This is a genomic window from Arthrobacter sp. 9E16 (genome assembly GCF_002929435.1).
Lineage (GTDB): Bacteria > Actinomycetota > Actinomycetes > Actinomycetales > Micrococcaceae > Arthrobacter_B > Arthrobacter_B sunyaminii.
In genome coordinates this window covers 255,680-268,852 of record NZ_PJIU01000003.1, presented here as the reverse complement: position 1 = coordinate 268,852, position 13,173 = coordinate 255,680, and the positions used below count along the sequence as shown (strand labels likewise).

The window sequence follows — 13,173 nt, the reverse complement described above, 5'->3', positions numbered from 1 at the left end:
TCTGCTACCCGGCGGCTGCAGGAAGCCGCACGCTCTGCGGCTGACCCGCCGCCCGTGTGAAGAATGTACGAAGGGCGTGGATGAGGGCCGTGACCGGCTCACGGTGGTCCCCGTGACGGGACCCGGCGAAGAAGGTTATCGGGGGCACGCCTACCAGCTGGACCGCCGCCAGTCTTGGATCCAGGTGCCCGGCAAACGGTGAGGGGAATGCCGCAAAACCCGCGCCGCCTGCCACGCTCGCCAGCACAGCCGATGAATCATCGGCCCGGATATCCACCAGCCTGGCCTCTTGAGCAGGCCGGACATCGCCCAGATACCACTGCGCCATCCAGCCGGCCGGCAATGACGAGTCATAGACCATCGGTTCCTGCACAAACTCTTCAACCTGAACGCTGGCATTGGCCCAATCATGGCGGGCGGGCACTATTCCGCTCCGATCCACAGTGACGAGCGGACTCGAATCGATGCCGGAATGCTGAACCGGTGACGCCGTCAGGATCACATCAACCGCTCCAACCAGCACTGCGTCGGTCAGTGAATGAAAAGGTACGCCGCGGCAGTTGAGCGCGACCCCCGCCACCAAATGCCGCATCAGGGCTCCAAGCTCAGCCAGCTCGCTTCGCGTTATGTGCTCGCCGATGACGCCCGGGAAGCCCAGCCGAACGCGGAAGGGAGCAGATGCCTCCGTTGCTGCATGCCGGACCGCGGCGGCATGAGTCAGCAGGGGTCCGGCTTCCCTGGCAAATCTGGATCCGGCCGGGGTCAAGGCCAGCATGCCCGAGGGTCCCCGTTCCACCAGCCCGGTCCCAAGCTGGTGCTCGAGCCGCTGCAGCCTTTTGCTGAGGGCTGAGGGAGAGAGGTGCAACCGAGCAGAGGCACGGCCGAAATGCCTCTCGTCCACAAGAATCAGAAAACTTGATACGCACGCCAGGTCCAAGTCCATGGGAGCGCTCCTGCCCTGTCCGTCCATCACATTTTAGAGATCCACGGCCAAAAACGATACGTGTGCCGTGGAATCCGTTCAGTGTTTTTGCCCTGCCTCCCCTCGCTGTCGAGGGGTGATTCCACCTTGGAAACGCAGCCACGAAGGGGCGCTGACCGGATTTACGTTGAGGGAACAACGGCAACAGTTACGGCCCGTCCCGGGCCGGTGCGCCGCCTCAAGCAAGGAGATGGAATCATGCCGGATACCCACCGTGTGCCTGCCGGCACACCACTGACCCCGGGGACCGGGAGAATAAAAATATCCGACCGCATTAAGCTCCCTCCCCTGATTTCCGGGGAGGGAAACCTGCGCCGGAAATACGACGCCCTCGGCGGAGCTGCCGCCCTTGGCGAACCGGTGAGCAAGGAGGAGGGAAAGATCTGGACCTTCGCAAACGGATCCTGCCTTTGCTACAACCCGGACATGTTCGCCGCATTCGAAATCCACGGCGACATCTACGCGAAGTGGCTCGCCCTGGGCGGCATGGCATGGGGCATACCCTGCACTGACGAGACCGGAACCCCGGACGGCGTTGGGAGGTTCAACCACTTCAACGCCAACACAGCTTCAATCTACTGGACGCCAGCCACGGGTGCCGCGGGGATCTGGGGGCTCATCCGGGAAAAGTGGGCACAAATAGGATGGGAACGCTCACCGCTCGGCTATCCCGTGACGGATGAATCCGGTACGCCCGACGGCGTCGGGAGGTTTAACCACTTCAGCAACGCCGGCTCCGTGTATTGGACTCCGGGGACCGGTGCCCACGCTGTTTACGGTGACATCCGTGCCCGCTGGGAAGCCATGGGCTGGGAAACCTCGTATCTTGGTTATCCGGTCAGCGACGAGGTGGACTTTGCCGAAGGCGGACGGGCCAATGAGTTTCAAAACGGCGGGATCTATTGGTGGCCCGACACCGGCGCGATCGACCTGCGCGACGTCGTCGTGCACTACACCGGCTTGTACTGTTTCGGTGAGACGGACGATGACCAGGGCTCATTCGAGGACGAGCCGTACGTCATCGCAAGCCTGACCACGCCTCAGTCTGCGACAGTGCACCGGTCGCAGGTCTACCGGGACGTTGACGCAGGTGAGTCCTATCCCGACTTACTGGAGATCTACCGCGGGCGGCCTTACGGCATGAACATCGGCACCGTGGTGATGGAAAGCGATTTCGGTGATCCGGACAAGTACAAGGACGACATTCAGAAGACGGTCCTGGGCGTACATGCCGCCGGCACCATCGCGCTTGGCCTGATCCCGGTTGCGGGACCCGTGATCGCAGCAATAGCCGGTCCTGCGCTCGGGACCCTGATGCCGAGCATCGGAGGCGCCATCAGTGACCTTTTGGACCTGGGCGATGACCGGATTGGGAGTAGGAACGTGACGTTGTCCGCCAAGCAGATGGTGTTGCTCGCCGCACGAACTCCGAATACCACCTTCCACAACATCGGGTACAAAGTGGAGAGCGGTCTGATTGGTGGTTCCGGCGCCTCCTATAAGGCGTACTACGGCATTGTTCCTGCCTAGGCACCGGTTAAACACAAAAGCAGGACGGGTAACCCGTCCTGCTTTTGTAAGGCAATTCAGTACTAGTACTGAACCGAAGTCTCTAAATTAGAGCGCCTGGATGTTCGTAGCCTGGGGACCCTTGGGGCCCTGCTCGGTATCAAAGCTAACCTTCTGGTTCTCGTCCAGGGACTTGTAACCATTGGAGTTGATAGCGGAGTAGTGAGCGAACACGTCGGCGCTGCCGTCATCGGGCTCGATGAAGCCGAAGCCCTTTTCGGAGTTAAACCATTTTACTGTACCTGTAGCCATTTTAATATTCCTTCTGGAGTGAAGCTGGTCCCGACTTTCGGGGAGCTTCAGTCGCGGTGTTCATTTACCGCTTTTACAGAAAAGCGGCTAGCCCGTTTGGGTTTCGCCGCTTGAAATACAAAATGCGCAACAACCAACAACTGAGTAAGACTCTACACGAGATCTGCCGAAAGGCAAAACGGGGCATCCCCGCAGCTTGGATCCGCTCAGCCGGGCAGCACCAGGTGGGCCGGAATGCTGTCCCTGTTGGGAATTCTGCGCAGCAGCAGCGGGTCGATGAGCTCCCCGCGCCGCAGGACCGAGACATCACCGGTGGGTTCCAGGACGACAAGCGCAACTTCGGAAAAGTTCCTGATGCCGGCTTGGCGCAGCTTGAAGTACAGCTCGTCTTCCACAATTTTGGCCGAACGCAGTCCGGCCTGCAGAACCTGCTCCCCCGCCATGAGCAGGATCGGTTTGCTGGAGAAGTAGGCACCCCGCCTGGTCCGGCGCAGGACGGCTTCCAAACGGAAGAGGGCAAACATAGTTGCCAAGCCGATGACGCCGGCGGCCAGGGTAGGCGTGTAGCCCAAAACCACCCGCCCCAGCACCGACCCGAAAGCAATCACAATGGCCTTGTCCATCGTGGACCAGCTGGCCAGTGCGCGCTGCCCGGCTGTCCGGATCAGGACGAAAAATGCGGCATATATACCAGTCGCAGAAAGGATGACCCAGAGGGCCTCCAAGGGTGAAATTCCGAGGTTGTGGGACCACACGGTCATTCTCCTTACAGGGCAAGGCCGGGACCTTATTCCGGTCCCGGACCCTCAGCCGGCTTGGAGATAAACAGGAAGCCGACGCTGAACTGAGGATGGCACCGGCAGCCGCCTGGGCCGATAGGAAAAATGCTAGCCCCGGCGGTGCGGTTCCAACAGGCCGCTGCTACAGGACTGCCGGACGGCTCCGTGATCCGTGCAGTCCAATACCCGGCTGCCTAGCGCGCCGCCATGGACTGGACCGCGCGGTAGGCAAAGACCATGGCGGTGCCGATGGGAATGCCCGGCCCCGGATAGAACCGGCCGGAGAAGGACGCGCTCGTGTTTCCCACGGCGTACAACCCGGGGATAGGCTCCCCGTCTTCGGCCAGGACCCGTGCGTCGGGGTCCGTGCGCAGACCGCCCTTGGTGCCCAGATCGCTGAGCACCATCCGCGCCGCGAAGTACGGCGGCTGGTCCAGTGCCACCAGGGCAGGATTGGGACCGTGCGAAGGATCCGTGAAAAAGAGGTCATAGGGGTCTTCGCCGCGGTGGAAGTCCTCGTCCACTCCGGTTTCGGCAAAACCGTTGAACCGCTGCACGGTTTCGCTCAACGCTTCCGCAGGCAGCCCGGTGTGTTCCGCCAGCTCCTCGAGGGTTTGCGCCTGAACCCAGGTTCCGGCAGCGAGGTGCTCCCGGGGTGACGTGATGTCCGGGCGCATGATGGCGGGCAGCCCGCCGCCGAAACGTGAATCGAAGACAAACCATGATGGGATCCGGTCTTCCGCGGCGAAGGCCATTTGGCGGCCCATCCGGTCATAGGGCAGTGACTCGTTGGCGAAACGCCGTCCGTCCCCGCTCACCATCAGGCCTCCCCGGAAGCCCAGGGTAAAGGCGACGTCGCCCGACGGCTGCAATACCCCGGGGCACCACCAGCCCTCATCCATCAGCTCAACAGCGGCCCCTATCTCCTGCGCGCTTCGGATGGCGGTGCCGGTGTTTGAACCGCGCGGCGCCATGCTCCAATCTGCTGAACCGGGTGTTCCGTTCTCCGTGCGCATCCGGGTGTTCGATTCAAACCCGCCGGCGCCCAGCAGCACTCCCGCTGCAGCCTTCAGTGTGTGCGCCCCATCAGCGGTCTCCACGGAGATGCCGACTGCTCGTCCTTCCTCGACAATGAGGCCGGTCATCTCGGTTTCGGTGCGCACAGAGCCGTTGCCGGTATTCATGAAGCCCAGCAAAAGGCGCCCGATGAGTGCCTGTCCGGCGGTCAGTGGACCGTCAGGGTGTGACTCCCCTTTGCGGTCACTCTCTATGTTCGGCCGCACCAGAGCGGCCAGGTTCCCAATCTCGCTTCTCGGAAGATCCAGCGGCATCATGGACCGTCCCGCGTCCATTCTTCCGGGACCCGCAAAGTAATCGGGGAATGCAGTCCAGCGGAACTCAATGGCCGGGTCATGTTCAAGGGCTTTGACCAGCTCCGGGGCACTGGCCAGGAAGGCTTCCCGCCGGTCAGCTTCAGCCTCTCCCAGCAGGGACTGCAGATAGGCGCGTGCAGCGTCGAGGGAATCGGCCACCCCCGCCCGCTCCTGCACCTGCGTGGCGGGCAGCCAGCAGGAAGCTCCGGAATAGGACGACGTGCCGCCAAGGACCGGTGTCTTTTCAACTACCAGCGTTTTGAATCCGCGGGAGGCAGCACTGAAGGCGCCTGCCATCGCACCTGCTCCGGAACCCACCACAATGACGTCATACTCGCTGTCCCAGTCCTGCACATTTACCTGCCCGATTGTCATGGTTTCCCTTTTCGTCGTCGTCGGTGGAACGCAGGCCTGGCTGCGGCATTCCGCCGGCGGCCCGACCACCAGATTGTCAGGCGGGAAATGCGCCGCTCACGACGGTCCCATACACCGGGACTGGCCCCTCACACGGTTACGCCTGTGCCTAAATTCAAGGTTCGAGACGTTCGACACCGCACAGGTGAATTTGAAGGGAACGGTTCCACATGAGCATTGTTGAGTCAGACCAGGACGAGATCAGGCAAATTGAATCAGGCCAAGTGCCCACGCGCTACGCGCGCGGATGGCATTGCCTGGGCCTGGCTGAAAAGTACAAGGACGGCAAGCCGCATACGGTGAAGGCCTTTGGTCAGAAACTGGTGATCTTCACGGGTAGCGACGGCAAGGTCAGCGTGTTGGACGCCTACTGCCGCCACATGGGTGGGGATTTGTCCCTGGGTGAGGTCAAGGGCAACGAAATTGCCTGCCCTTTCCATGACTGGCGATGGGGCGGCGACGGACGCTGCAAGTCCGTTCCGTACAGCCGGCGGGTGCCCATGCGCGCCCGCACCAGCACTTGGCAGACGCTGGACCAGGACGGACTGCTGTTCGTCTGGAATGACCCGGAAGGCAATCCGCCGCCGGAGAACGTCGTCGTCCCCCGCATCGAGGGCGCCGAGGACGAAGGCTGGACCAAGTGGGTCTGGAACGAAATTGTGGTCAACACCAGCACTCGAGAAGTCATCGACAACATCGTCGACATGGCCCATTTTTTCTACATCCACAAAAACTTCCCCACCTATTTCAAGAATGTCTTCGAGGGGCACATCGCTACCCAGTACTTTGACGGAATTTCCCGCGAGGACGTGACTCCAGCAGACCCCGATCCCAGTGCCCCCAAAATGCTAGAGACCCGTTCGGTCGCCTCATACTACGGCCCGTCATTTATGATCGACGACCTGACGTACATCTACGAGACCTTCAATATGAAGACCGTCCTCATCAATGCGCACTACCCGATTGATGAGAACTCCTTCGTGCTGATGTCCGGAATCATCGTGGAGAAGAAGCCTGAACTTCCGGGCGACCCGGACCAGATTGCCGCTACCCAGGCCCAGTGGATCCTGGGCGGCTTCAACCAGGATGTGGAGATCTGGCAGAACAAGGCCCGCATCGACAACCCGCTCCTGTGCGAGGAGGACGGCGCCGTCTACCAGCTGCGCCGGTGGTACGAGCAGTTCTTCGTGGATGTCGCGGACGTCAAGCCCGAGATGACCGACCGCTTTGAGCATGAGTTGGACACCAGCAGGCCAAATGAGAGCTGGAAGAAGGAAGTAGCGGACAATTTGGCCCTTCGCAGAGCTGCAGAGGGACAGCTGATCTAATGACAGCACAGACCGATCTCCGACTCGTCGACAACCCAATGCAGCCACTGGATTGCAGTGCTTGTGCTGCCACTGTGCTGGTGCGCAAGTCGAACTGGCAACAAACCACCATTCAGTGGCAGGAGACCTCGCAGAAGGCGTGCCTGGAACGGCCACTAGCGTGCCGCGGCGGCACCCCAACGGAGCAGTTCGCCGGTTGCGGGACCCTGGCGGCAACCATCCGCGATGCTTCCCTGGAAGGCAGGATCGATGTGATTTTCAAGGACGTGCCGGAAACGTAGCGCCGGGACGCTTGGAAAGGCAAGCGGGAGGGATCAGTTCAGCTGGAACTGATCCCTCCCGCTTTTGTTGTGCCCTTGGGCTTCCTCAGCAAAAAGCACTGCCCGACCACCCCCACGGGGAGCCGGGCAGTGCCCTGCTGTTTCGCTGCCGGGATGGGCCGGGTGCGATCGACCTACTCGTCGTAGGTGATCCTGACCTTCTCGCTGACTGCCACCGCCTGGCAGGCGAGGATGTACCCCTCGTCGAGGTCCGCTGCGTCCAGGACCTCGTTCCTTTCCATCCGTATCTCGCCTTCGAGGACGCGGCACGTGCAGGCACTGCAGGCGCCCTCCCGGCAGGAGTATGGCGCGTCTATGCCGGCGTTGATCAGGACGTCCAGCAGGCGGTTTCCTCCGGGCCAGGACAAGGACCGGGTCTGGCCGTCCAATTGGACCTCCACCTCCGTGCTCTCCCCCTCGACGTCGTGAACCACGGCAGCCACCGGAGCAAAGGGATCGGTTCCCAGCGAGGTGAAGCGTTCAATGTGGACCCGCTCCGGCGGCATGCCGAGGGTTTCCAGTGCTTGGGCAACGCAGTCCATGAACGGTCCGGGACCGCAGATGAAAACTTCGCGGTCTGTGTAGGGGGCGGCCAGGGCACCGATGGAGGGCTGGTCTGGCAGCCCCTGCACGGTTCCCAGCCAGTGGATAACCGTAAGCCTGCCGGGATGCTGCTTGGAAAGAGCAATGAGCTCATCCCGAAAAATAATGGAGGACTCATCTTGGTTGGCGTAGACCAGCGTCACCAGTCCGTTGCCGGCAGCAAGTGCCGACTTCAGAATGGACATGACAGGCGTAACGCCGCTTCCCCCGGCGAACAGGAGGAAGTCCTTGTCCAGCGAGGTCGGGGTGAAGGTTCCCGCCGGGCGCAGGACGTCCAGGACGTTGCCTTCCACTACGTTGTCGCAGATCCAGTTCGATCCGTAGCCGTCCCGGGTCCGCTTGACCGTGACCTTCAGCTTTTCGTCCTGCTGCGGCGAGCTGCACAGCGAGTAGCATCGCGCTGCGCCGCCGGGACGGTCGCTGGGGATGCGGAGGGTGAGGAATTGGCCGGGCTTGTAGCTGAAGGTATCCCCCACTTCCCCCTCCGGCTCCAGGACGAGCGTGTGAGCATCGGACGTTTCCCGGATGACCTCCACCACCCTCACCTGTTGGGGCGTTACCACTGACAAAGTGCTCATACTGCTGCCTCTTCCCGCTGCAGGAATGCCAGTACGGTGCTTTCAAAGGCGGCCTTCTGCTCGATCATTGCCCAGTGCCCGCAGTTGGGGAATACATGAAGTTCCACGTCGGGAATGGTCCTCAGCGGCACCAGCACCCCGTCCAGAGGGGAGACGCGGTCATCACGGCCCCAGGTGATCAGGGTTTTGGCCTTCAGCTTGTGCAGCTGTGCCCAGGCCGGGGCAGCATCGGAGGCAGCAGCAGCTGCGGCCGCGGCTTTCATCGCCGCCCGGCTGTACATTCTGCGGGCGCTGGCCAGTGTCTTCGGTTCCGTGGCCTGCTGCCAGCGTTCGTTGATCAGCTCCTCGGTGACCAGCTCCTGGTCGTAAACCATGGACTGCAGCCACTGGATAAGCCGCTCGCGGGTGGGGTCCTCGGTGAAGGCAATCAGGAGGCTGATCCCCTCAGCGGGGGACGGGCTGAAGATATTCACGCCCATGCCGCCCAGCGTTACCAGCTTGGCCACCCGGTCCGGGTGGTTGATGGCAAACCGCGTGCCGATCATGCCGCCCATCGAGTTGCCGATGATGTCCACCCGGTCCAGGCCCAGACCGTCCACCAGATCGACGACGGCCTGCCCGCCGGCCTGCATGGGATGCAGGTCCGAGGGGTCGCTGACGCCGAACCCGGGGAATTCCAGGACGTAGCAGTGGAAGTGCGCGGCGAAGGCCGGAAGGATGCCCTTGAAGTTGCCCATGCCGGTCACGCCGGGGCCGGAACCGTGCAGGAAGACCAGCGGCGGGCCTTCACCTGCCTCGTGGTAGCGCAGCACGCCGTTGCCGGTCTGCAGCTCCCGCAGCACTGCGTTGCCGGTCCGGGCTGCACTGCCCTCTTCATGGCGAAGGTCCGTGGTCATTTCTCAGGCTCCTCATGTACGAATCTCTTCGGTCTTCCTGAACCATAAACAGTCCCCCGGTATGCGGCCACGCAGATCCCGATCACCGGGATGGGTTGCCTGCGCCGCGGCCGGGCCGCCAATCCCGGTGACCGGGACATCCCCGGCTCCCCCTTGTCGAAGGACCCTAGATTTTGCACAGAGGCGGAGTACAAGCCCTGACGAGGAAGCGAGAAGCAGCAATGACAACCACTGTAAATTCCGATGTGCTGACCGAGCGCGGCGAAGAGCTGCGCTCTTACGGCCAGGCCAACGAAGACCTGGGCAAGCTCAATGAGGCCACCGTGGACATCCTCCGCCAGTCCGGTGTCATGAAGATGCTTGCCCCCGTTGAATACGGCGGCACCCGGGCGCACCCCACGGAGTTTGCCGAGACGGTCATGAAGATCGCCAGCCTCGACGGAGCAGCGGGCTGGGTGGCCGGCGTCGTTGGCGTACATCCCTGGGAATTGGAGCTCATGGCTCCGAAGCTCCAGGAAGAAATCTGGGGAGCGGACGACAACACCTGGGTGTCCTCCCCCTACGCGCCGATGGGCGTTGTCATCCCGACCGACGGCGGCTACCGGTTCACCGGGCACTGGCAGTTCTCCAGCGGCACCGACCATGCACAGTGGGTCATCCTGGGAGCATTCATCGGCGACGCCGAAGGCAAACCGCTGATGCCCTATGAATCAGTGCACGTGGTTGTCCCCCGCGCTGATTACACCATCGTTGAAGACTCCTGGGACGTGGTTGGACTGCGCGGCACGGGCAGCAAAGACGTCATCATCAAGGACGTTTTTGTTCCCGAGTACCGGGTCATCAACCAGGCCGACCTGTTCAGCGGCAAAGTGGCACGCGATGCAGGCAAGACCGACCCCATTCACCGCATCCCGTTCTACAGTCTGTTTCCGCTCGGCCTGACCTCTGCAGTGGTGGGCATCGCTGAAGGAGCGTTGCACGCGCACCTGGATTACCAGCGCGACCGAATGCAGGTCAACGGATTCAAGAGCGTCGAGGATCCGTACTCGATGTACGCGGTCAGCGAGGCGGCCGGAGAAATCCGGGCCTCCCGGTCGGCAGTTCTGGACAACATCAGCAGGATCTATGACACAGCGGCTGCCGGCCGTGAGATCAGCCTTGAGCAGCGCGCCGTGGGGCGCCGCACCCAGATCCAGGCTGCCTGGCGGGCCGTCGCCGCCGTAGACACCATCCTGTCCCGTTCCGGCGGCAACGGGCTGCGGATGAACAACCCGATTCAGCGGTTCTGGCGTGACGCCCACATGGGCCTTGCCCACGCCATCCACGTGCCCGGCCCCACCTACCACGCAGCCGTCCTCACGGAGCTGGGCGTGGAACCGCCGGCAAACCTGGCCGCCATGGTCTAACCCGCCGGGAAACCTCCGGATACAGCAACAACCCTCAACACAACAGCAAGGCAAGGAACACCATGACTCACATTCGAGGACTGGGCTATCTCAAGGTCCAGACCGAGCACATTGACCGCTGGCGTGAACTCACCGTCGAAGGTCTCGGCTTCGCCGAGGCCGTGGGACCGGACCCCGACGGCCTGTACCTGCGCATGGACGAACGGGAAGCGCGCCTGATCGTGCTGCCGGGCACTTCCGACCGGGTCCTGGCCGTGGGCTGGGAAGTCCGCGACCAGTTCGCCCTGGCCCAGGTGGCCAGGGACGTGGAGGCGGCCGGCATTGCCGTCACCTGGCTCAACGAGGAAGAAGCGGACCTGCGCGGCCTGGAACAGGTCATCACCTTCGCCGATCCGGGTGGAACTCCGGTCGAAGTTTTCTTCGGCCCCCGCCTGGACCACAGCATCCTGAAGACCGGTTACGCGCAGAAATTTGTCACTGGCGCGCAGGGCATGGGCCACGTGGTCCTGCCCACCATGGCCATGGAGGAAACCACGTCCTTCTACACCGATGTGCTGGGCTTCCTGCCCCGCGGCGCAGTACGGCTGGGCCCGCAGCGCCCGGCCAACCGGTTCCGGTTCTTCGGCGTCAACCAGCGCCATCACAGCCTGGCCATCGGCGGCGCACCGCATGCCGATGCTCCGGGTCTGGTGCACCTGATGGTTGAGGTCGAGGACCTGGACACCGTGGGGCGGGCGCTGGACAAGGTCACGAAGCAGGGCTTCACTCTCTCGGCTTCACTCGGACGCCACACCAACGACAAGATGGTTTCCTTCTACGTTCGGGCGCCCGGGGGCTGGGACATCGAGTACGGCACCGAGGGCATGCTGGTGGATGAAACCTATTTCACCGCCGAGGAGATCACGGCCGAGAGCTACTGGGGCCATGATCACTCCGCAGCCGCGCACGAGCCGCTGGCCGCGTTTGTCCCCAAACGCGCTGCCGTTTAGGAAACAGGACGCCGCCCACCGTCGGGCGGAGGAAGCGACGTGCTGCTTCCTCCGCCCGACGGGCGGCGGCATTCAATCGCTGTAAAGAACCCCGTTTAAGGAACCCCGTGACTCACTCTCCAACCGGCACGGCCGCTGCACCCCGCGCTGCTTCTGCCGCCGGCGCGGCAGCGGATAGCGACATTGAGCTGATCCGGCGCCTAACCCACGAATATGTTTCGGCCCTTGACGGCGGCCGGCTGGACGATCTGCTGGCCCTGTTCACCGAGGACGGTGTCTGGGACGGCACCGGCTGGGGGATCCCCGCGGTTCAGGGTACGGCCGCCCTGCGGGAGTTCTTCACATCCACCATGGCCTCAAACCGCGGCACCTGCCATCTGGTCCTCAACCACATCATTGACATTGACGGCGACACAGCGAAGGGAACCGCCTACTTCCACGCCTTTGGCCGGCGCCTCGACGGCAGCCTGCAGGATTCCCTGGGACTGTATTCAGACTCGTTCGCCAGGACCGCCAGTGGATGGAAGTTTGCACGCCGGTCGGTGTCCGGTCTGCTGACGCCCCCGGCCGCTGACTGAGCAACCCGGATCCAGTGAGAACTCCCGGGGACAGGCACATGGGTCCAAGCGACACGCCTGGACCCGTGTGCCGTTCCGGGGCGCTCAGGACCCGGAATACCGGTCCTGGGGCAGGTCACCGGGAAACAGCGCTGCTGACACGCGGCGTGCCGCATCCAGGACCAGTGGAGCGACACGTTCAATCGGATCCCCGGCGGTGCCCACCAGGGAAATGCTTGCCACCGGCTCCCGCCGGTTGCGGATGGCCGCGGCCACGCAGGAGATACCCTCGTAGCTCTCACCGGATTCGTACGCCAGCCCGCCGCGCTGGCGAATCCGGTTCAGCTCCGCGTACAGCGCGGGGACATCCCTGATGGTCCGCGGCGTGTTGGCGGACAGTCCGTGCCGGAACATTTCGTCCAGCTGCTCGGGGTTGATCCAGGCCAGCATGGACTTTCCCAGTGCCGTTGCATGGGCCGGAGCATTGCCGCCCACCCGGGACGGCACCGAGGTGGCCGAGCGGCCGCCGGCCTTGTCCAGGTAATGGATGTTGGTGCCGTTGAGGACGGCCAGGTGGACCACCATTCCGGTCCGTATCTGCAGGCTGTGCAGCAGGGGCGCGGCCTCAGCCCGGATCCGGCTGTTTCCGTTGTCCAAGCCGCCGAACTGCAGCGAGCGCCAGCCCATGCCGTAGCCGTCGGGCGTGTGTTCCAGCCAGCCCAGCTGCACCAGCTGATCCAGGATCCGGTGCGTGGTGGAGCGCGGCAGGCGCGTCCTGGACGCTATTTCGTCCAGCAGCAGCCGGACGGAGCGTGAATCGAACACCTCCATGATCAGCGTCATCCGCGCCGCCATTGCCGGGGGCGGTCCGGAGGGAGCCGGAGGCCAGGCAACAGGGGGTGCAGTCAGGGAAACACTCATCGGCACCGCCCGAAGGAGACACCGGCGGAACGCCGGCGGAACCTGCAACAGGGAACATTCATTAGCTGGGACCTCCTTGGCACATCTATGGACCACAAAAACTATGTGAGCTAACGCACATGAGAGCTTCACTGTACACATCGCTACAGGATTTGCACCACCCTTCTCCCATCCCGCTCTTCGGGACTGCCCCGGGGCAGGACACC

At 63.0% G+C, this 13,173-nt stretch carries 13 protein-coding genes; 6 read left to right on the top strand and 7 right to left on the bottom strand.

The annotated features are described in order from the left end of the window. Positions 1–4: 4 nt before the first annotated feature. On the bottom strand, positions 5–943 hold the full coding sequence (locus CXR00_RS13570) for a LysR family transcriptional regulator (RefSeq protein ID WP_181032564.1): 939 nt from the start codon (positions 941–943) through the stop codon (positions 5–7). Between the two features lie 237 nt (positions 944–1,180). Between CXR00_RS13570 and CXR00_RS13565 the strand changes: the two genes are divergently transcribed. Further along, positions 1,181–2,512: an LGFP repeat-containing protein gene (locus CXR00_RS13565; protein WP_104055091.1), complete on the top strand. Its 1,332-nt coding sequence runs from the start codon at positions 1,181–1,183 to the stop codon at positions 2,510–2,512. Positions 2,513–2,599: 87 nt separating this feature from the next. Here the strand turns inward: CXR00_RS13565 and CXR00_RS13560 are convergent, their stop codons facing one another. The 3 genes from CXR00_RS13560 to CXR00_RS13550 form a co-directional block, all read right to left on the bottom strand. Next, positions 2,600–2,803: a cold-shock protein gene (locus CXR00_RS13560; protein WP_104055090.1), complete on the bottom strand. Its 204-nt coding sequence runs from the start codon at positions 2,801–2,803 to the stop codon at positions 2,600–2,602. A 206-nt stretch (positions 2,804–3,009) separates the two neighbouring features. Beyond that, the gene (locus CXR00_RS13555; protein ID WP_104055089.1) at positions 3,010–3,564 is read right to left on the bottom strand and encodes a DUF421 domain-containing protein; all 555 of its coding nucleotides are present in this window, start codon (positions 3,562–3,564) and stop codon (positions 3,010–3,012) included. 212 nt (positions 3,565–3,776) lie between these two features. Next, positions 3,777–5,330, bottom strand: a complete 1,554-nt coding sequence (locus CXR00_RS13550; protein ID WP_219816022.1) for an FAD-binding protein — start codon at positions 5,328–5,330, stop codon at positions 3,777–3,779. 209 nt (positions 5,331–5,539) lie between these two features. Here CXR00_RS13550 and CXR00_RS13545 point away from each other — a divergent pair, with 209 nt between their 5' ends. Then, the gene (locus CXR00_RS13545; RefSeq protein WP_104055088.1) at positions 5,540–6,697 is read left to right on the top strand and encodes a Rieske 2Fe-2S domain-containing protein; all 1,158 of its coding nucleotides are present in this window, start codon (positions 5,540–5,542) and stop codon (positions 6,695–6,697) included. Continuing rightward, the gene (locus CXR00_RS13540) at positions 6,697–6,978 is read left to right on the top strand and encodes a ferredoxin (RefSeq protein WP_104055087.1); all 282 of its coding nucleotides are present in this window, start codon (positions 6,697–6,699) and stop codon (positions 6,976–6,978) included. The genes CXR00_RS13545 and CXR00_RS13540 overlap by 1 nt, the downstream gene beginning before the upstream one ends. A 173-nt stretch (positions 6,979–7,151) precedes the next feature. On the opposite strand, the gene CXR00_RS13535 is transcribed toward CXR00_RS13540, so the two are convergent. Both CXR00_RS13535 and CXR00_RS13530 read right to left on the bottom strand, forming a co-directional pair. Then, positions 7,152–8,198, bottom strand: a complete 1,047-nt coding sequence (locus tag CXR00_RS13535; RefSeq protein WP_104055086.1) for a ferredoxin--NADP reductase — start codon at positions 8,196–8,198, stop codon at positions 7,152–7,154. Beyond that, entirely contained in the window at positions 8,195–9,094 is a 900-nt protein-coding gene (locus CXR00_RS13530) for an alpha/beta fold hydrolase (RefSeq protein WP_104055085.1), read from the bottom strand. Before CXR00_RS13530 ends, CXR00_RS13535 begins: the two co-directional genes overlap by 4 nt. A 221-nt stretch (positions 9,095–9,315) precedes the next feature. Between CXR00_RS13530 and CXR00_RS13525 the strand changes: the two genes are divergently transcribed. The 3 genes from CXR00_RS13525 to CXR00_RS13515 all read left to right on the top strand — a co-directional run bounded on the left by CXR00_RS13525 (position 9,316) and on the right by CXR00_RS13515 (position 12,067). Next, positions 9,316–10,500 carry an acyl-CoA dehydrogenase family protein gene (locus tag CXR00_RS13525; RefSeq protein ID WP_104055084.1) on the top strand — a complete coding sequence of 395 codons (1,185 nt, stop codon included), beginning with the start codon at positions 9,316–9,318 and terminating at the stop codon, positions 10,498–10,500. 62 nt (positions 10,501–10,562) lie between these two features. After that, on the top strand, positions 10,563–11,489 hold the full coding sequence (locus tag CXR00_RS13520; RefSeq protein ID WP_104055083.1) for a VOC family protein: 927 nt from the start codon (positions 10,563–10,565) through the stop codon (positions 11,487–11,489). Between the two features lie 107 nt (positions 11,490–11,596). After that, a complete protein-coding gene (locus CXR00_RS13515) occupies positions 11,597–12,067 on the top strand; it encodes a nuclear transport factor 2 family protein (protein ID WP_104055082.1) in 471 nt (156 codons plus the stop codon). A gap of 84 nt (positions 12,068–12,151) precedes the next feature. Here the strand turns inward: CXR00_RS13515 and CXR00_RS13510 are convergent, their stop codons facing one another. Then, on the bottom strand, positions 12,152–12,967 hold the full coding sequence (locus CXR00_RS13510) for an IclR family transcriptional regulator (protein WP_104055081.1): 816 nt from the start codon (positions 12,965–12,967) through the stop codon (positions 12,152–12,154). Positions 12,968–13,173: the final 206 nt, after the last annotated feature.